Origin of the sequence: Paenibacillus sp. FSL R7-277, assembly GCF_000517965.1 — a bacterium.
GTDB classification, from domain to species: Bacteria; Bacillota; Bacilli; order Paenibacillales; family Paenibacillaceae; genus Paenibacillus_AQ; species Paenibacillus_AQ silagei.
Genome location: NZ_ASPX01000016.1, coordinates 17,818 through 37,734, shown reverse-complemented (window position 1 = coordinate 37,734; position 19,917 = coordinate 17,818). Strand labels below are relative to the sequence as shown.

Below are 19,917 nucleotides of genomic sequence, written 5' to 3'. Positions count from 1 at the left end.
GTTCTCCCGGGGACCGCTGTTTCCGCAGGATACCCTTTCTCTGCCTTAGAACATGACTGCTCAACTTTCTTTCAACGTACCTCATTTCGGCCGGTTTATCAAGTCATGACTGGTGCCGCTCACGGGCCTGGCCGGCAAGTTTTTTGCCAGTTATGGTTCTATATTCACACTCGCTCCGTTTAGTACCATAATTCCATTCCCGCCTTCTGACAGTCCCTTCATCTCCTCCATCAGACCGAACAGAGCCCCATCCTTGAGCTTCGCCTCAATCATCACATCTACGGCGGGAGTATCCGCAGCAATCCGCTTCAGAAAAGCAACCAGCGGTGCCGGCTCCACCCCATCGGCATGGCTGCGCGGATCAGACGGGCTGCGCGGGCTGGACACATGGATCTTCGGCGGCAGCTGCCCTCCGGGCGGTACATCCTTCAGTGCCAGAGGGCTTGTCCATGTCTTCAGGATCTCCGGCCACAGCTCCCAGGGAAGCTCACCTTCATTGTTGACCCATTGGTGATGGATATCCAGCACCATCGGCAGCTCCATTCTGCGGCAAACCTCCAGCGTCTCTACCGCGTTGAACGTCTTGTCGTCGTTCTCCAGCGTCATCCGCTCTCTAAGCGCAAGCGGCAACGCGGAGCATTGTACGCAGAAGCGTTCCGCAGACAGAGGCTTGTCCCCGTAAGCGCCGCCGATGTGGATATTGCTCTTAGCCGTCGCCGGCAGCCCCATCGCGTCCAGCATGTCGGTATGATGCTGCAGATCACGGATCGAGCTTGCAAGCACCTCCGGCCGCGGCGTACTCAGCACCGTGAAGTGATCCGGGTGGAAGCTGACGCGCAGCCCGTGCTTCTTCACATAGCTGCCCACCTCAGCGAATTCCTCCGCAAGAGCAGCCAGCGGATTCCAGTCCGCCAGATCAGGGTGGGTGGCCAGCGGAACCAGCTTGGAGGTGAGCCTGTAGACCTTAATATCCGATCCGACATTATGCTTCAGCAGACGGAGCGTATTATGCAGATTCATCCGGGCGATGGATTCCAGCTTACGAAGGCCCGCCTCCCGGTCGCCCAGCTTGTTGAAGCTTGCCATCGTCATCGTTTTGGAGGGAGAACAGTCAGGGATCACCGTAGACATGGCAACATAGCCGAAGCGGACAATCATCCCTCTTCCCCGAAGAACATCTCGTAGGCAAGAGCCGTCTGAACGCGCGACTCTTCCTCATTCAGCTTCCGGACCAGATCCATTTCCACCGCCGTAACCTCATTGCCCTGAAAATTGATTTCAGCAATCGACGCAGAAATTTTGACAATGGCCACCGCTACATTCTCCGGGGTATAGGCGATCACCTTCTGGCCGGTCGGATAGACACGGAAGCCCTGCTTCACCATCTTGGTACGTCCGTACTCCAGCAGCTCGTACAGCTCCTGCTCATTCTTGAACTTGCACACCGAATTGAATTCTGATTGAAACCCCATGCTTCTCTCTCCTTCCCGGCCGGAATGCTCCCGCCGATCAACGTGGTTTATTCATTATCGTACTTCAGGCCCTGTCTGAACCGGTAACGCTCCAGTGCCAGCCCGATCATACGGTCCAGCAGCGCTTTATAGGACACACCGGTCTCACGCCACAGCAGAGGATACATGCTGAACGGGGTGAAGCCTGGCATGGTATTCACTTCATTAATAAGAATCTTGCCGTCAGACTTCCGCAGGAAAAAGTCAGCCCGGGTAATTCCGCTGCCCTCAATAGCCTTGAAGGCCAAGATCGCCGACTCGCGCAAGTGGTCCGCTACCTCGGGATCGACAGGTGCCGGGATCAGCATCTGTGATTTGCCGTCCGTGTATTTGGCCGCATAATCATAATATTCACCGGAAGAGACGATTTCACCCGGAACCGAGGCCTCCGGCTCCTCATTGCCGAGTACCGCCACCTCCACTTCCCGCGCATCCACGAACTCCTCAATAATCACCTTCGTGTCATAACGGAAGGCATAATCCACAGCCTTGATCAGACTTTCCTTGTCCGTGGCCTTGGAGATTCCTACGCTGGAGCCCAGGTTGGCAGGCTTGACGAATACCGGATATCCCAGCTTATCCTCCAGACCTACAATCAGCTCGTGCTTGCGCTGTCTCCAGTTCGCAGCATTGAAGTAGCAGTAATCACATTGCTCCAGCCCCGCCTCGCCGAACAGCTTTTTCATAACGACCTTATCCATACCCGCCGATGAAGCCAGCACCCCTGCGCCGATATACGGGATATTCGCCATCTCGAACAGTCCCTGAATGGTGCCATCCTCGCCGTTCGTACCATGCAGCAGCGGGAACATGACGTCTATTACCTGCTCGCCTCCGCTGAGCCCGCTGAACAAGGCATTCAGGGCTGTACCCATGTCACCAGCCACCCCGGAGAGCTTAAGCTGCTCAATCGCGGGGAAGGGAGCCTCCAGCACTGCACCTACCTTCCATACCCCCTGCTTGGAGATATAGAACGGAATAATCTCATATTTATCGTAGTCAAAAGCGTTCATAACCGCATAAGCCGTCTGCAGCGATACCTCATGCTCTCCGGATTTGCCGCCGTACACCAATCCTACGGTAGTTTTAGCGTTCCCCATGCCCTAACCTCTTTCTGATCTATAAATAGTCATTGATATGAAAAAAACGATATGCCGTCCGGTCCGTCCAGGCGTAGGAATCCTTGTAATCCCAGAAGCGGTGACGGCTGCTAACCGTCCGCGCATTCACCAGCGGCTGCCCGCCAGCATCAAAAGCGGTAACGATCGTGCTGTGCTGATAATGCCCGTTGCCGTCCCAGTCATACTGAATAATGTCGCCCAGCTGAAGCTGCTCCGGCCGCTCGACAATCTCCGCCCGCAGCCCGCTGCTACGGCTCCCGCTCAGATAACGCTGCAGGCTGTCGGAGACCGCCCAGCTGAAGCTCCACCATTCCTGGGCTCCATTATAGCCCTTGTACCACCAGCCCGTTTCTCTTTTACCAGTATAGTTGATAGGCGCTCCCCCTGCAAAGAGACATTGGGAGACATAATTCGTGCAGTCCACCTCAAAAATCTCGAACTCCGGATTCCCCTCCTTCCACCAGAGGTCGGCATAGGCTGCAGCCTCCTCCCTGCGGTACCGCACCTCCCTTACGCCGCTTGCGCCCTTCAGGACACGGCGGTTCAGCAGCGGCTGGGACGGACGCGGATCGGGCAGAGCCTCCCCCCATTCCGAGAGCCGCAGAGCCGGATCTTTCTCCACCACCTTGCGCACTCCATTCCGCTCAGGCACACGGCGCTCCACGTTCACAATCTCCCAGCCGTCTTTTTCACGTACAAAGGTCAGTCGCTCCGACTCCACCACATCCTCACGATGTGTCATCCCGCCCTTCTCATAATAGAAGGCGCTGTGCAGCGCCACATCGGCGACCACCTCGGCAGGATTCTGCCGCACGGTCCGCAGCGTCCGCACCCCTGTCTCCCCGCGCAGCGGAGTAATGCCCCGGCGGGTGTACCACTGGGCGATCCGGCGGGAACGCGTGCGCTGTTCGTCCAGGAACCGGGGGTCCCTAATTGTGGTATGGCGCGGTTCGGCGCCAGGTGCAACCCGCCCCTTGTTCAGCTGGTCCACATAGACATAGAGACTTTTCTTCCACTGCTGCTCCATTCATCCTCCGCCCTTTCGTTCACAGATAAGAATGTATATGATGTAAGCTAAGAATATTCCTTCACGGTTTCACCGCCACAATGGCTGCTGTCCTATGTATATGAAGGATTGCTCGCACCTATACGGAAGCGGGAGCGATTTAACTGCAAGGAAGTCAGGGAGTCTGAGGTTCTATGCATCCGTGGAAACCCTGAATATACCTTACATCAAGGAGCAAAAAAAACTTTACTCCCCCCATTGTAAACGTTATACTTAAAGTATAGGAATTATGAAATGTAGTTTCACCAGATGAAACGAGGAGGCGCATATATGCCAAGCAAGGACCATTTTTCATTGGCCAAGAACCTGAAATCAGGTGGCAAAACTTATCGCTACTATCATTTGAATGCTCTGGAGGAGCAAGGTGCAGGCGACATTTCCTCCCTGCCATTCTCCATTAAGGTCTTACTCGAAGCGGCTGTCCGCCAATATGACGGACGGGCAATTACTGAAGAACATGTCAAGCAGCTGGCCAACTGGTCCGGCGGCATTGACCGCAATAAGGAAATCCCGTTCATTCCTGCCCGGATTGTCCTGCAGGATTTCACCGGCGTACCTGTAGTTGTGGATCTCGCCGCTATGCGCGATACCGTTAAGAAGGCGGGCGGAGACCCGAAGAAGATCAACCCGCTTGTACCGGTTGACCTTGTTATTGACCATTCGGTTATGGTGGATGCGTTCGGAACGGCCGATGCCCTTGAATATAATATGAACGTAGAATTTGAGCGTAATGAGGAGCGCTACCGCTTCCTGCGCTGGGCACAGACCGCCTTCAATAATTTCCGTGCGGTTCCTCCGGCAACCGGAATTGTGCATCAGGTGAACCTGGAGTATCTGGCTTCTGTTGCGGCCACCAAGACCATTGACGGAGAGACGGTTGTCTACCCGGATTCCCTGGTCGGCACGGACTCCCATACTACAATGATTAACGGCCTTGGCGTAGTAGGCTGGGGCGTCGGCGGAATTGAGGCTGAAGCAGGAATGCTTGGACAGCCGCTGTATTTCGTTACCCCGGATGTCGTTGGCTTCAAGCTGACCGGCAGTCTGATGGAAGGCGCTACAGCTACCGATCTGGCCCTTACCGTTACCCAAATGCTGCGCAAGAAAGGCGTGGTCGGCAAGTTCGTCGAATTCTACGGTCCGGGTCTGGCGAACATCAGTCTGGCAGACCGGGCGACAGTAGCCAACATGGCTCCTGAATACGGCGCAACCGTCGGCTTCTTCCCAGTAGATGAGGAGACACTGGCCTATCTGCGCAGCACCGGACGCCCGGATGAGCTGGTAGAGCTGGTAGGGGATTATTATAAGGCGCAGGGTATGTTCCGCACCGCAGAGACACCGGACCCGACATTCAGCGATGTCATTGAGCTGGATCTGGCTTCTGTGGTTCCCAGCCTGGCCGGACCGAAGCGTCCGCAGGACCGGGTAGAGCTTACCCATATGAAGGAGAATTTCGAAGGCATTATCCGTACACCTGTCGACAAGGGCGGCTATGGCCTCAGCGACGAGAAGATTGCGGAAGAAGTTGAGATTCAGCACAAGAACGGAAGCACTAGCAAGCTCTCTACAGGAGCGGTAGTCATTGCAGCCATCACGAGCTGTACGAACACCTCTAACCCGAGCGTAATGCTGGGCGCAGGACTGCTTGCCAAGAAGGCTGTAGAACGCGGGCTGACCAAACCGGGCTATGTCAAAAGCAGCCTGACTCCCGGATCGCTGGTCGTTACGGAATACCTGCAGAAGGCAGATCTGCTGAAGCCGCTAGAAGCGCTCGGCTTCTACCTGGCCGGCTACGGCTGCGCTACCTGTATCGGCAACTCCGGTCCGTTGCCGGATGAAGTCAGCGAAGCCATTACAGAGCATGATATGACGGTTGCCGCCGTAATATCCGGGAACCGTAACTTCGAGGGCCGCGTGCATGCCCAGGTCAAAGCCAACTATCTGGCTTCACCGCCGCTGGTTGTCGCCTACGCACTGGCCGGCACGGTGAATATTGACCTGAAGACCGAGCCGCTGGGCTATGACCCGCAGGGTGAGCCTGTCTTCCTGGCCGATATCTGGCCGACTACAGCCGAGATCCGCGAAGCCGTAGCGCTCTCACTCAGTCCGGAAATGTTCCGTAGCAAATACGAGAATGTATTCACAGCCAATGAACGCTGGAATAACATTCCGGTACCGGAAGGCGAGCTGTATGAGTGGGATAACAACTCTACCTACATTCAGAATCCGCCATTCTTCGAGCATCTGGCAGACGGTGTCTCTGACATTAAGGACATCAAGAGCTCCCGTGTGCTTGCCCTGCTTGGCGATTCCGTCACTACCGACCATATCTCGCCAGCCGGGAATATCTCCACTTCCGGTCCAGCCGGAGAATATCTGCGCGGCCATGGCGTGGAACGCGCTGACTTCAACTCCTACGGCTCGCGCCGCGGGAATCATGAGGTGATGATGCGCGGTACCTTCGCTAACATCCGTATCCGCAACGCAGTGGCTCCTGGAACAGAAGGCGGCGTAACCACCTTCCTCCCGAGCGATGAGGTCATGTCGATCTATGACGCCTCCATGCTGTACCAGTCGGCCGGACAGAACCTGATCGTTATCGCCGGTAAAGAATACGGCACAGGCAGCTCCCGCGACTGGGCTGCTAAGGGAACACTCCTCCTCGGAGTCAAAGCCGTCATCGCTGAGAGCTTCGAGCGGATTCACCGCAGCAATCTCGTCGGCATGGGCGTGTTGCCGCTGCAGTTCCAGGAAGGCCATGGCTGGAGCAGCATGGGGCTGACCGGACGCGAGACCTTCGACATTACCGGTCTTGACAACCATGTCCTTCCCGGACAGGAGCTGACAGTCACTGCTACCCGTGAAGATGGCACCCAGTTCGACTTCCCGGTCATTGCCCGTCTCGATAGTACCGTAGACATCGACTACTACCGCAATGGCGGTATTCTGCAGACAGTCCTCCGCCAGATGCTGGCAGATGCTACAGCTTCGGAAGCGGCTCAGCCGGTAGAATAATTCGGCTTCATAAGGATAGATCATTATACAAGCTGCGCCGGTATCAGATTTCAGTCTGATACCGGCGCAGCTTTTTGTCTTTTTCAGGAATGCCCTATTTGACTGACAGCAGGCTGGTCGTAATGAAATCCAGCTGTTTCTCCAGAGAGACCGGGTCATTGTACGTATCGGCAGCAGGGTTCAACTGGAATACATTCCCTGCCTTGACCGCCGGAAGCCCCTTCCACAGCGGATTGTCATAGACAATCTTCGGGTCTGTAGTATCCCCTGACCACGGGCAGGTAAAGATAATGTCTCCGGCAAAGTCCGGCAGCTTCTCCAGGGAGATGGAAGCCCAGCCAGTTCCGCTGTCGATGGCCTCCTTCTGCGCTTCTGCGGGAGCCTTCAGCCCGAACTCCCCATACAGAATCTCACCGCCCCGGCCATAGTTATGCCCAAAGACATACAACCCCTTGGCATATGGATTCAGGATAGATACCGTCTTATTGCCAACAGCAGCCTGTACCTGCGGCTTCAGCTCAGCAATGCGGGCCTCCCACTGGGCGATCCAGGCCTTAGCTTCATCATTCTTGTTCACCAGCTTGCCGTAGTCGAGCATCTGATCCTTATAATTCTTGGCGCCATACTGAATCTGTACCACAGGCGCAATTTCCTTCAGCTTATCGATGCCTTCTGTGCCGGTATACACAATAATCAGGTCAGGGTCCAGGGACAGGATATTCTCCGGGGTGACATCATCACCAAGCCCTTCTGCACCTTCAAGCATTTCTGCAAGATAGGGACTATCCTTGGCTCCTTGCATGACTCCTACCGGCTTCACACCCAGCGCCAGAAGATATCCTGTATAAAAGGCTGTAGTATCCACGATTCTCTGCGGATTCTTAGGCACTTGAACCTCACCGGCGCTATCCTGGAAAGTAACCATCTCTGCTTCAGCGGAGGGTTTATCAGTAGCCGGAGCAGCAGAGGGTGCTTCAGAAGCTGCAGGTGCAGGAGCATTCGCTGCTGCCCCGGAGCCAGAGCCGGAATTACCCGATGAACCGCAGGCTGCCAGCAGGACAGCCATGACGAGAGTAAAGACAATCAGGACAAGACTTTGTTTAGAGTATCGCAAGATAATCCCCCTATGTATATATGATATTGATAATCATTATCATTAGTAATATATCACAGAGTAGGCAGGCTGACAACTCTCCGGGAACTTTTTTGTAGCCGGTTTTCGCATACGTTTTGAAGTGTTTCTTCCATCCGGGCGGTGCTCCGCCTATCCCTTGCCAATTCCGGGCTTTCTCTCTCACCGACCACTTGCTTGGATCCGCATTGTTGCACATCTTGCAGGATTTCTCTAAAAATGTTACTGGCTGTGATACATTGTTGCATCTTTTGCAGAATTTTCGGTATTTAGAGTTAGTTAGCGCTGGATTTGTTGCATTTCGTGCAGGATTTCAGCATAGAACGCTTCTTTGGGGCAGTATTGTTGCACTTTTTGCAGGATTCCTCTTAAAATGTTACTGCCTGTGATGCATGGGGCCATTCCCTCCGCGCAGCGGCACCCATTGTATTCGGTTTTTCTGTGAAAATACGTCTGGCACTGCGATAAACACACGGCCTACGCGGCGCGTCCAGTCCAATTGTGTTCGGTTTTTCGATTACATCTGGCCTACACGGCACTCCCAGTCCAATTGTGTTCGGTTTTTCGAATACATCTGGCCTACGCAGCGCGTCCAGTCCAATTGCGTTTGGTTTTCTGTAGAAATATGGTAAATAAATAAAAGTATAAAAATGTAATATCCAAAAAAACCGTCCTTAGTAAGGACGGCTTCGTTTCAGCGAGAAGTAGCAAGATAGGTTATGGGCATAAGCAAATGAATAATCGTGACTCCAGGAGGGCTTTCAGGACATCTCGATACGCTCGGAATCGAATATTCTTTTGTAGACCAGTGCTATGATCTGTGAGCGGTCTGTTACGTCCATTTTATTAAAAATACGGCTCAGATGATTCTTGACGGTATGCTCGCTGATAAACAAGGCGCTGGCAATATCCTTGTTCGTCTTGCCCAGAATAATCAGCTCCAGCACTTCCTCCTCGCGCGGCGAGATTCCCCATTCCTCCTTGGGCGTCTTCAGTGCCGTACTGTTCAGCAGCTTCCCTGCCGACACGCCTCTTTTGGCGGACATCGCTTCTGAGCGGCTGCGCAAGAAGGATTGGAAGGTAGTGCGCGGCTCACTGTACAGCTCCCCGACTACATGATCATCCAGGTTGAAGCGCGAGGGGTCCAGCCACTCCAGATCCGAGTCCGCCAGCAGCTCCTTATCCGCGCCCTTGCCTGCATGATGAAGCACCAGCGCGAGCAGTTGGGCAGTGACAGAGACCGAAGGCTTATTGATCTGAAAATAGAACGAAGCAAACTGGTCCACCTGCTTCAGCAAAGAAAGCTCCTCCGGGTAGAACCCGTAGCCCTGCAGGAAATCCAGCCTGAACGGAGCCAGCAGAGCAGCCGTTCTCATCTGCTCTGACTCCCGCTCCGGCAGTCCTGTATAACGGGCAAGCTCATACGCCATGGCAGAAGCCTCTGCCGATAAGCGGTGCAGCTCGGGATTACTGAGCCGGAGATAATGAAGTGTCTGTCCGGTGAAGACCCCTGCCTGCTTCATATGTCTGGCTTCCTTCTCGATCAGACGGATCGAAGTACTCGCCAGACTGGCGAGACAGCCGGTTAAGGACAGCCACTCCTCGGCTTCGTTGCGGCGTCTGAAGCCCACAGACAGAATGCCCTTGAATACCTTCTCGGCAATCAACGGACATTCGAGCAAGACCTGCCCCTCGGCCTCCCCGTTAATGATCGCAGAAGAGAGAAAGGCCTGCGAGGAGTAACGGGACTGGAGGTCCTGGACATACGGCGCAATCTCCTCCGGCCTCCACCCCTTGGCGTAATGGGTATCCCCCGGCTGCTCCTCGAAGAATACGAGCACCGATGACGGGAAGAACGGCATGCCCATTACCATATCCAGCAGCACAGTGCCCAGTTCCTGAGTCGATGCGGCCTGCGGCAGCAGGCGGGCAGCCTCCTTCAAGCGCTGGGTGGCTTCCCTGCGCAGGGCTTCGCGCTGCACCAGTTGCTCTCCCCGTCCGGATAAGCCCAGGAGCGCAGCAACATTCTGCTCATACTGGGCATAATCCTGGATTGGACGGCTCTTCCCAAAGCCTACAGCAAGCAGCAATGCCCTCTTCCCGCTGTGAATTCTCAGCGGATAGCATGACAAATATTCCGGCTGCGTCATTGCGCGCTGAGTGAAGAATAACGATCTCGGATCTTGGGCAATATCCTGCCAGTGCCGGGGCTCCCTGCCCAGAACTGCCTGTCCCAGGAAGCCGTCTCCCTGCTGGAACCCGGCATTCATGAGAAGTCCTGCTTCTTTGCCGGCAGAATATTTGACCTTGAACTGTCCGGCCTCCTCCTCTTGGGCAAAGGCATACAGCTCCGCATCAGAGAACATACCGGCCATCTGTTGCAGCACAACCTCTATCTTCAGGAACTCACTCTCCAGATTGGATAACAGCTGGGTAATCACCAGGCTGCGTCTCTGTTCCAGCGGCTTCACTGCGCACCCCGCCAGCAATTTGGAGAGCACATTCCCGAGCACACTCAATTTCCCCCTGATGCTGACGATGCCTTCCCGGCTAAGCTCAGGCATGACGGCCAGTACATCCTTCAACATCTCATAGTCGGGGTGTTTCCGCATCTTGGCCTCGAACGCCTGCAGCACAAGCCCGCGGGTACCTTCTTCCATATATAAGCCGGACCATAAATAGTACGTCTGCCCATAGTCTGGAACCAGCGGACTGACCACATACTTCAGTCCGGGGACCCACTCTTCAAGTACGGCAGGATATGATAAGGGGCCCATTCTGAGCAATGCAGGCTCGAAGGGACGCTCTATGACCTGTAAAGATTTAAACATCTTCTGATAGAATATTCCGGAAAGCGTAGGGCGGGTAACCACATTCCCAGCCTGATCCGTAAGCACAAGCGCCTGGCCCGTAACAGAGCCGAACGTATCCTGGAGCTCTTGAATTTCTCCCATCAGTGAATCGGGTATAGCCACTTTCATCCCATCACCTCGTGCCCCTGGATTCCTATTATTTCTTCACTCTTAATTTAGCTAATCATTACTAATGATAGTTCATTTTAACTAGATATACAATGAATGACGAAGACTGAATAGCCTGTATGTCCTAAAGTTTTCCTTCATAAATCTGCTGCCGGAGGCCTCAGATCAGCCCATCATTAGGCCCATTTCAGCAGCAGCCTCAGCCAAAATGACAGCATATTCCTCCAGAGTCTCCCGCGACAAACGGCTGACCGGGCCGGACATCGAGAGCGCTGCTACCACGCCCCCGGCCCGTCCGGCGATGGGCACAGCCACGGCTGCCGCTCCCGGCTCCCGTTCCTCGAAGCTAGTTGCATAGCCGCAGCGGGTGATCTCCTTCAGCTGCTCCAGGTACTGGCTGCGGTCTACACTGTCCGGCCATGCGGGGTCGGCCAGCAGCCGGACCTGCACTTCCGGCGGCGCGTAAGCAGCCAGAACCTTGCTTGATGCGCCTACCGAGAGCGGCAGCCTTGCCCCGATCTGGGCTACCCGGCGGATAGCCTGCCGGCTCTGCACCGCCTGAATGCGCACACGCTCCAGATTGTCGCGCAGATACAGGCTGACCGTCTCTCCCAGGCGGTCGCGCAGCCGCTCCATGGCGGGCAGCAGAAGCACCGCCGGCTCGTTCAGCGTCGGGAGATGTGTGGACAGCTCCCAGATGCGGATGCCCAGGCGGTATTTGTCCGTCCCCTCATCCCGCTGCAGGAAGCCCTTCTCCTCCAGTGTGGTCAGCAGGCGGTGCACTGTGCTTTTATGCAGGCCGATTTTCGCAGAGATCTCCGTCAGACTAAGGTCGTAATCATCATTATCCTGAGTGAAGCACAGTAATATATCCAGCGCACGTTCTACGGCGCGTACAGTCAGCTTCCGGTCTTCCACCCCGATCTCCCCTTCACATGTTTCACCTATTGAAACCCGGTTACATAATTATTAAGATATCCCTATCTTAGTGCAAAAGCCTAAATAAAGTCCAGCAGATTCCGTATCCATAATCAGCCGTCCGCAGTTTACAGTTACATTACAAAAGAACCATTTCCATTGACTTTGTAAGGGCATAAATTTACGATTAAATATATGAACTATTCATGCTCTGAATCTTGAAACTTTCCAGGAGGGGACCTTATGAATCTGGCAACTAGTCATCCCGGCGCGCCGGTCTCCCGTATGCCTAACGAGGGTAAGCCCGCTTCGTCACCACTAATTCCACTTCGGATGATACGCGTCAAGCACATCATTGTGGCCCTGCTGTTATCCGTATTCTTCTTCTTTGTATTCTGCTTCATCGCCCTGCATGCCTATATCGCCTGGGTACTCTCGAATCCTACCGTAGCCCCGCTCTACTCTAATCCTTATCAGGCCAAGGGGCTCGCCTACGAGGATATCAGCTTCCCTGCCAAGGACGGCAGCCGGATGATGGAGGGATGGTATATTCCTTCCAAAGGAGCCACCAAAACTATTGTTTTCAGTCACGGCTATGGTGCGAACCGCGAGGAGAGCTGGGTTCCCATGTATGATCTGGCCCACTACGCGCACAGCCTGAGATTCAATGTCGTCATGTTCGACTACGGCTTCGCCTCCAAGACCGACAGGGATATCGCAACCGGCGGCAAAAAAGAATCCCAGCAGCTGCTCGGAGCCATTGAGTTCGCCAAGGAGCAGGGGGCAGACCAGATTGTGGTCTGGGGCTTCTCGATGGGCGCAGGCACCGCCCTGCAGGCTGGACTTGTAACCAAAGATGTGGACGCGATGATTCTGGACAGCACCTTCCTGCTGGAGCCGGACACCCTGTACCATAACATCAAGCAGAACATCAATCTTCCCCGCCAGCCTTCGCTGGAGATTATGGAGATGCTCTTCCCTGCGCTGAACGGCACAGGACTGAATCAGATTCCTTACTCCAAGGTCAAATCGGAGGATTATCCGTTCCCGGTACTGTTCATGCACGGCACCAAGGATGATAAGGCACCTTATCCGATTGCCGAGGAGCTGGCGGCGAACCAGAGCAATCCGTATTCGGATTCATGGATCGTGGAGGACAGCCATCATGAGCTGCTGTTCCGCGAGCACCCGCGTGAGTATCTGCGGCGGGTATCCGCTTTTCTCGGGAATGTGCAGCTGGCCCAGATCAGCGGGAGCCAAGGCAACCCCACCGCAAGTAAATAGCATCTTATCGTTACCTAAGGCATGTGCAGATGTATCCTGTGATACATTCTGTGCATGCCTTTTTACTGTGCGGGGTACAGGACCTCCAATTCGCCGCAATTCCCCTCGCAGGCCAGTCTCATAAGCTGTCCCTCTCCGGCATATAATGAACCGATGAAACTTTAGGACGGGAGGACTGCATGTCATGCCATATGTATTCGTTGCACCGCCGCCAGTACAGATTCTAGGGGAGATTGCCTTCTGGAAAAACCAGGAGAAGGAGCATGCCGAGGTCCTGATCCAGATCATCCCACGCCTGGAGGAGCCTTATGTAAAGCTGCTGGAGGACTGGGCCATTGTCTTCCTGGCTACAGAACAGACGGCGCAACAGCTGCTCGCTAGTCCCCAGGCACCGGACGCAGGCGGTCCGGGGAGTCCATCTGCCGAAGCCGGGCTGCTGCTGCACACCGCCTGCGACCAGTCCGCCGAATTCATCCGGCACCTGAAGGCCATGAAGGAGGCCAGCGCCGCCGTCAATGCCTTCCCCCTGGCGGGAACCACGCTGCTACACTTCATCCGGGAGTCCGAATACTTCCTCGCTGTACTGGCCGCTCTGGCTCCTGCGGACTACGGACCCGGGATGCTGCGGATGAATCCGCCGGAACAGGCTGAACCCGCTCCTTCACCCGCTCCTGCTGCAGGCGGAGACAGTCTCCAGGGAACAGGAAGCTTCGCAGTTCCGTTATGGGAATCCCGCGAGGCAGGCTCGGTTCCCATCGGCGGGCATACGCTTCCCCCTCTGCCTTATGCCTATAATGCTCTGGAGCCGTATATTGACGAGAAGACGATGATCATTCATCACGACAAGCATCACCAGAGCTATGTAGACGGGCTGAACAAGGCCGAGAACAAGCTGGCGGAAGCGCGCCTGAGTGGTGACTATGATCTGGTTAAGCATTGGGAGCGGGAGCTTGCCTTCAATGGGGCCGGACACTATCTGCATACGATCTTCTGGAATGTCATGTCCCCGCAAGGAGGCGGCCGCCCCTCCGGCGCCCTGCTGGACGCTATAGAACGCAGCTTCGGAAGCTATGATGCCTTCAAGGCCCAGTTCACTGAAGCCGCGGGTAAAGTCGAGGGCAGCGGATGGGCTATTCTGGTCTGGAGCCCGCGCAGCCGCAGACTGGAGATTCTGACGGCTGAGAAGCATCAGAATCTGTCCCAATGGGATGTCGTTCCGCTGCTGGTGCTCGATGTGTGGGAGCATGCCTATTACCTCAAGCATCAGAACAACCGTGCAGATTACATCCAGGACTGGTGGAGAGTCGTGAACTGGCCTTATGTCGCCGAGCGCTACGGGGCTGCCCGCAAGCTGGTCTGGCAACCTTTCTGAGGCTCTGTGGTGTATTCGTTTTCCGCATACAACAAGCCCGCGCACCTTCAGCGCGGCACATTGTATTCGTCTTTCGCATACGTTCTGATGAACTTCTCCCTCTCATGGCGGCGTTCTGCGTATCTCTGCGTATCTCTGGCCAATTCTGAGGTTGTTCACTCTCACCGGCTGCTTGTATGGAGTAGCATTGTTGCACTTCTTGCAGAGTTTCTCTAAATTTATTAGAAGCTGTGGAGGTATTAGGCCACACACCTTCGCGCGAGCACAATGTATGCTGTTCTTCACACACATACCGGCCGTGTGCCTGCTTGCGAGACAATGTATACTGTTTTTCACATACATTCGGTCCGTGTGCCTGCTAGCGAGCATAATGTATGCTGTTTTCCGCATACATTCGGGCCACATGCCCGCGCGCTAACAAATGTATACTGTTTTTCACATACATTCGGTCCGTGTGCCTGCTTGCGAGCACAATGTATGCTGTTTTCCGCATACATTCGGGCCACATGCCTGCGCGCTAGCAAATGTATGCTGTTTTTCATATACATTCGGGCCACATGCCTGCGCGCTAGCAAATGTATGCTGTTTTCCGCATACATTCGGGCCACATGCCTGCGCGCTAGCAAATGTATACTGTTTTTCACATACATTCGGTCCGTGTGCCTGCTTGCGAGCACAATGTATGCTGTTTTCCGCATACATTCGGGCCATATGCCTGCGCGCTAGCAAATGTATGCTATTTTCCGCATACATTGGGGCCACATGCCTGCGTGCCAGCAAATGTATGTTGTTTTTCGCATACATTTGAGCCACGCACCTTCGCGCGCAAAAGCCCGCCGCCACTGTTGAAGTGGCAGGCGGGCTTTTGCGCTTGCAGGGCCGGTCCGGCAAGCTTATCCTTCCCGGCTCCGGCTTTATTCCTTGATCAAGGCCAGGAATTCGGCCCTTGCCGCAGCGTCCTCACGGAAGGTGCCGCGGGTCGCCATCGTAACCGTCTTGCTGCCCGGCTTCTTCACACCCCGGGCACACATGCACAGATGCTCCCCTTCGACTACAACCATGACACCGTGCGGATTCAGCACCTCGGTCATGATGTCGGCGATCTGGGCTGTGATGCGCTCCTGCACCTGTAACCGGCGGCTGACCGCTTCCACGAGCCGGGCCAGCTTGCTGAGTCCAGCAATGCGGCCGCTGGGCACATAACCGATATGCACCTTGCCAAAGAATGGAGCCATGTGATGCTCGCATTGGCTATAGTAGACAATATCCTTCACAATGACCAGCTCTTCATGAGACTCGTCGAAGGTGACGCCCAGCGCTTCACGCGGGTCAACGGAATAACCGCCGAAGATCTCTTCATACATCCGGGTCACTCTGGCCGGTGTTTCCAGCAGGCCTTCACGGCTCGTATCCTCACCGATTAATTCCAGAATCTTCTCTACATGATACTCAATCTGCTCACGGTTTACAGAAACCTTCCCGTTCTTGTACTCCTTGATGCCCCCCATGAAAACTCCCCCCTTCCGCACCTGCAGCTGACTCTTATCTATTTCATACGATCATCATTATTACTTCTTGCGGGACTGTCCTTTGCCCGCAGCGGGACGCCCCGGCGGATTGCCGTTCTTCATCATCTGCTGGGCTCGCTGCATTTGCTTCCCGTTCAGGTTATACCCCATTTGCTTGGCAACCTTCTGCAGCATTTCAGGATCATTCTGCATCGTTGTCATCTGTCTGCGCAGATAATATACGCCGATGAAGAATCCGCCGATCAGACCTACCACAAGCGTAATAATAGGCAATGCAATATTCATCTGTAATCCACCTTTGTACTCTATTGTCTGGCGATAACCCTGTTCAGGCACGCGAATCTATCATAGCATTTCAACAACTGGACAGCAATTGGCAAATCCCGCTGGCAGCCGGTTCATTTCCCGTCCGCTGCTCTCTGCTCGCGCAGCTTGCCTGCGGCCCGCTCCAGCATGTCGCGCACCGTAGCGTCCTCTTCGCTCTCCAGCGCCTGCTGGACTGCCGCAAGCGCTTCTTCGCCGCCGATGCGGCTGAGCGCCCAGGCAGCCGTCCCGCGCATCACCGGCCGCGTCTCCTTCAGCACAATCTCAGTCAGCTTCGGCACGGCCGATGCCTCCTTGAAGTTGCCCAGCGCGATGACCGCATTGCGCTGGATCGGATTCTTGCCTCGCCAGGCGGCGGAGCTGCTGCCGAATTTCTCCTTGAACCCCCGGTTGCTGAGATCCAGAATCGGCATCAGCAGCGGCTTGACCACCTCAGGATCAGGCAGAAGCTGCGGGCGGTGGTCCCAGTTCTTGCCGCGGTTCTGCGGACAGACAATCTGGCAGGTATCGCAGCCGTAGAGCCGGTTCCCGATCTTGGTCATATAGTTCTCGCTCAGGAAGCCCTTGGTCTGGGTCAGGAAGGAGATGCAGGCCTGGGCATTGAGCTGTCCCGGTCCGACCAGCGCGCCGGTAGGGCAGGCATCGATGCATTTCGTGCAGTCACCGCAGCCCTCCTGCACCGGCTGGTCCGGAGGGAGCGGGAGATTCGTCACCATCTCCCCCAGATAGATCCATGATCCCCACTTGGGAGAGATAATCGCACAGTTCTTGGCACTGAAGCCGATCCCTGCCCGCTCCGCTACTGCCCGGTCTACCAGCGCTCCCGTATCCACCATGCTCTCCAGCACAGCATCCGGGACACGCTCACGGATGAAGCTCTCCAGCTTCGCCAGCGCTTCACGAAGGACATGATGGTAATCCTGGCCCCAGGAGGCGCGGGCCAGAATACCTCTGCGTGCACCCGGCTCGGATTTGGGCGGATTCTCCATCTTGGAGGGATAGGCCACGGCAATCGCAATGATGGAGAGCGGCTGCTCCCCGGACTGGAGGGCGGGAACCGTCCGCTTGTCCAGGTCAGGCTCCTCGAAGCCGGATTCGTACCCCTTGTCCCGATGCTCCTGAAGAATGTTCTTCAAATATAAAAACGGCTCCGCAGTGGTGAACCCGATATCATCGATACCGAGCGCAGCTGCAGCCGCCTTAATCTCAGCCTTAAGTTCCTCCCATTTGGAAGGAGGCGGAGCGTAGCCTTTCTGGATGTTGAGATGCATATCCGCCTCTCCTTTATAGATTGAATAAGGTTGCTCTACAGGGCCTTCATCTTAGAGAGAGGCCACCAGATCAGGGAGACCTTACCCACAATACTCTCCCCTGCGACAGCGCCGAAATAACGGCTGTCCTTGCTGGCTCCGGCATGCCGGTTGTCCCCCATGACGAAGTAGGTTCCCGCTTGCACGGTCAGACTGCTGAAATCGGGATCTTCTATAGATGTATCGATATATGGCTCATCCAGCAGCTTCCCGTTGAGATAGAGCTGCTGGTTCCGTACTTCAATAATATCGCCGGGAATGCCGATCACCCGCTTGACCAGATATTCCTTGCGGCTGGGTCCCGTACTGGGATCATGAAGGACGACAACCTCCCCGCGGCCCGGATTCCCGAAGCTGAGGGCGATTTTATTAATAATCAGCTTCTCCCCCTGATAGAGGGTAGGCTCCATGGATTGGCCGATTACAGTTGACACGTTGAACACATAGATATTAAGCAGCGACATCACAGCGAACACAATCCCCGCCGTAATGATCCACTCCCGCATATCCTTGATCCATGTTCTTCGGGACTTCTGTCTGGACTTGTTATGCGTCACTGATCTGTATCTTTGTCTGCGGCTCCGCATGAAATCTTCTTCAAGCTCCCGGTTCATAGGCCACCTACTTGCTTCGATTGGGTTATCCGTTCCTTAACAATAGAAAAGCATATCTCCCGCCCATTTGCAATGGACATAGGGAAGATATGCTTTAGTATAATGAAACAGACTATGCAGGAATACCCATATTCAAAGTATCCGCCCTGCAACAGTTCTCTACTCTGACCTTTGATTCCGCTTACAGCAGCGGTTCAACAACAGTTACCCGACAATGCTCAGCTTGCGCACGGATTTGAAAATGTGGTTCTCGTCATAACCCATGGCTTCATATAGAGGCATTGCAAAAGAATTGTGTTCATCGACGGCAACATAAATGCCGCTGACCTTCCGCGCCTGAAATCTGCTCTCCATAGCCGTTACAAGACTCTTACCGACTCCTCTGCGGCGGTAATCCGGATGGACGGCAATGCGGAAATAACAGCCGTGATTCTTCTCAATCGTACCAATCAGCGCACCGATGATTTCTCCTTCATCCTCAGCAACTACAATGAGATCAGAATCCCATGACAATTGCCTGGAGAAAGGCTCGATCGTGCTCTCGAAACATTCTTCCGATAATGCGGTCTGCAGCAATTCAGTCACTGGAGTTACATCGCTTAATTGAAAGGAACGAACGTGCATACTTTCAAGTCTCCCTTTTCTATGGCTTATGATTTTACAAAAAGAAGGAGTTTCCATAACAGCATAAAGTGGAAAAAAGCATCAAAAACCGAGGAATACCTGCTTTTGTCTCTATTAAAGCACACTTTTCTCGCGTTATCATCATTTTTCTTTTGAAAGCGCTTGATATGAAGCGTTTACATTCAATATAGTTTCATATTTAACATCTATTAGGAGATTACAGTAGTCAAAACGTCCCGGTTACGAAGCCTCACTAGTTTAACACAGCCTTAACACTTTCAGTGAGCTGCGGGCGGGAAAATACTTTTTAAACATTTTTGTTTATTTAATGTTGCATTATTGTTCCAGATGCGTTTTAATAATAGTATCTCAACGGATATATACCCAAACCAACATATAATCAGGAGGGATTTTTCCATGGCTTTTCAATTACCGGCACTTCCGTATCCGAACAACGCACTTGAACCACACATCGACGCATTGACGATGGAGATTCATCATGACAGGCACCATAACACTTATGTGACGAACCTGAACGCCGCACTGGAAAAGGCACCCGAACTGCAAAACAAAAGCATCGATGAGCTTCTGACCGACCTGAACGCTGTACCGGAAGCGATCCGCACAGCAGTCCGCAACAATGGCGGTGGACATGCCAACCACACCCTGTTCTGGGAAGTGATTGGACCGAATGGCGGCGGCGCACCAACCGGCGCACTGGCTGCTGCCATTGACAGCGAGCTGGGCGGCTTCGATAAATTCAAGGAAGACTTCGCGGCTGCAGCTACTACACGCTTCGGCAGCGGCTGGGCTTGGCTCGTTGTGAAGGACGGCAAGCTTGCCGTAACCAGCACACCGAACCAGGACAACCCGATCAGCGAAGGCGCAACTCCAATCCTCGGCCTCGATGTATGGGAGCATGCCTACTACCTGAACTACCAGAACAAACGTCCTGACTACATCAAGGCGTTCTGGAACGTAGTGAACTGGGAAGAAGTCGGCAAGCGTTACGAAAGCGCGAAATAAGCATCTGCCTTCAGCATGATGCTCTAAGCAAACAGGTTCACCTCTGCCGTAATGGCAAGGGTGAACCTGTTTTTATTTAAAATATAAGAA

15 protein-coding genes and 1 pseudogene are annotated in these 19,917 nt (G+C 54.4%); 4 read left to right on the top strand and 12 right to left on the bottom strand.

Features of this window, described 5'->3' with window-relative positions; all coding sequences use genetic code 11:
• Positions 1–150 precede the first annotated feature (150 nt).
• Genes uvsE through C173_RS07660 form a run of 4 tightly spaced genes read right to left on the bottom strand, consistent with a single transcriptional unit; the run spans position 151 to position 3,659 of the window.
• Positions 151–1,158, bottom strand: a complete 1,008-nt coding sequence (gene uvsE / locus C173_RS07675) for a UV DNA damage repair endonuclease UvsE (RefSeq protein WP_036723795.1) — start codon at positions 1,156–1,158, stop codon at positions 151–153.
• Complete coding sequence (locus C173_RS07670; protein ID WP_036723794.1) at positions 1,155–1,472, bottom strand: hypothetical protein; 318 nt, start codon at positions 1,470–1,472, stop codon at positions 1,155–1,157. Before C173_RS07670 ends, uvsE begins: the two co-directional genes overlap by 4 nt.
• A 47-nt stretch (positions 1,473–1,519) precedes the next feature.
• Positions 1,520–2,611 (bottom strand): D-alanine--D-alanine ligase, encoded by a 1,092-nt coding sequence (locus C173_RS07665; RefSeq protein ID WP_036723792.1) that lies wholly within the window; start codon positions 2,609–2,611, stop codon positions 1,520–1,522.
• 19 nt (positions 2,612–2,630) lie between these two features.
• On the bottom strand, positions 2,631–3,659 hold the full coding sequence (locus tag C173_RS07660; RefSeq protein WP_036723791.1) for an amidase domain-containing protein: 1,029 nt from the start codon (positions 3,657–3,659) through the stop codon (positions 2,631–2,633).
• A 309-nt stretch (positions 3,660–3,968) separates the two neighbouring features.
• On the opposite strand from C173_RS07660, the gene acnA reads away from it, so the two are divergent.
• Positions 3,969–6,713 carry an aconitate hydratase AcnA gene (acnA, locus tag C173_RS07655; protein ID WP_036723790.1) on the top strand — a complete coding sequence of 915 codons (2,745 nt, stop codon included), beginning with the start codon at positions 3,969–3,971 and terminating at the stop codon, positions 6,711–6,713.
• A 94-nt stretch (positions 6,714–6,807) separates the two neighbouring features.
• Here the strand turns inward: acnA and C173_RS07650 are convergent, their stop codons facing one another.
• The 3 genes from C173_RS07650 to C173_RS07635 form a co-directional block, all read right to left on the bottom strand.
• Positions 6,808–7,827, bottom strand: a complete 1,020-nt coding sequence (locus C173_RS07650; RefSeq protein WP_036723789.1) for an ABC transporter substrate-binding protein — start codon at positions 7,825–7,827, stop codon at positions 6,808–6,810.
• Between the two features lie 779 nt (positions 7,828–8,606).
• The gene (locus tag C173_RS35625; RefSeq protein ID WP_442792619.1) at positions 8,607–10,799 is read right to left on the bottom strand and encodes a response regulator transcription factor; all 2,193 of its coding nucleotides are present in this window, start codon (positions 10,797–10,799) and stop codon (positions 8,607–8,609) included.
• Between the two features lie 192 nt (positions 10,800–10,991).
• The gene (locus tag C173_RS07635; RefSeq protein WP_036723784.1) at positions 10,992–11,744 is read right to left on the bottom strand and encodes an IclR family transcriptional regulator; all 753 of its coding nucleotides are present in this window, start codon (positions 11,742–11,744) and stop codon (positions 10,992–10,994) included.
• A gap of 285 nt (positions 11,745–12,029) precedes the next feature.
• Between C173_RS07635 and C173_RS07630 the strand changes: the two genes are divergently transcribed.
• Together C173_RS07630 and C173_RS07625 are read left to right on the top strand one after the other, a co-directional pair.
• The gene (locus C173_RS07630; RefSeq protein WP_051477903.1) at positions 12,030–13,028 is read left to right on the top strand and encodes an alpha/beta hydrolase; all 999 of its coding nucleotides are present in this window, start codon (positions 12,030–12,032) and stop codon (positions 13,026–13,028) included.
• A gap of 184 nt (positions 13,029–13,212) precedes the next feature.
• Entirely contained in the window at positions 13,213–14,400 is a 1,188-nt protein-coding gene (locus C173_RS07625; protein WP_036723783.1) for a Fe-Mn family superoxide dismutase, read from the top strand.
• 914 nt (positions 14,401–15,314) lie between these two features.
• Here the strand turns inward: C173_RS07625 and folE are convergent.
• The 5 genes and pseudogenes from folE to C173_RS07600 form a co-directional block, all read right to left on the bottom strand.
• A complete protein-coding gene (gene folE, locus C173_RS07620) occupies positions 15,315–15,908 on the bottom strand; it encodes a GTP cyclohydrolase I FolE (RefSeq protein WP_036723782.1) in 594 nt (197 codons plus the stop codon).
• 60 nt (positions 15,909–15,968) lie between these two features.
• Positions 15,969–16,214, bottom strand: coding sequence for a YneF family protein (locus tag C173_RS07615; protein ID WP_036723780.1), 246 nt, complete (start codon positions 16,212–16,214; stop codon positions 15,969–15,971).
• Between the two features lie 122 nt (positions 16,215–16,336).
• Positions 16,337–17,524 (bottom strand): annotated as a pseudogene (gene queG / locus C173_RS07610) (tRNA epoxyqueuosine(34) reductase QueG); the annotation flags it as partial.
• Between the two features lie 35 nt (positions 17,525–17,559).
• Positions 17,560–18,177: a signal peptidase I gene (gene lepB, locus C173_RS07605; protein ID WP_081751075.1), complete on the bottom strand. Its 618-nt coding sequence runs from the start codon at positions 18,175–18,177 to the stop codon at positions 17,560–17,562.
• A gap of 204 nt (positions 18,178–18,381) precedes the next feature.
• Complete coding sequence (locus tag C173_RS07600) at positions 18,382–18,801, bottom strand: GNAT family N-acetyltransferase (RefSeq protein WP_036723776.1); 420 nt, start codon at positions 18,799–18,801, stop codon at positions 18,382–18,384.
• A 417-nt stretch (positions 18,802–19,218) separates the two neighbouring features.
• On the opposite strand from C173_RS07600, the gene C173_RS07595 reads away from it, so the two are divergent.
• Entirely contained in the window at positions 19,219–19,827 is a 609-nt protein-coding gene (locus C173_RS07595) for a superoxide dismutase (RefSeq protein ID WP_036723775.1), read from the top strand.
• The last annotated feature ends 90 nt before the right edge of the window (positions 19,828–19,917 follow it).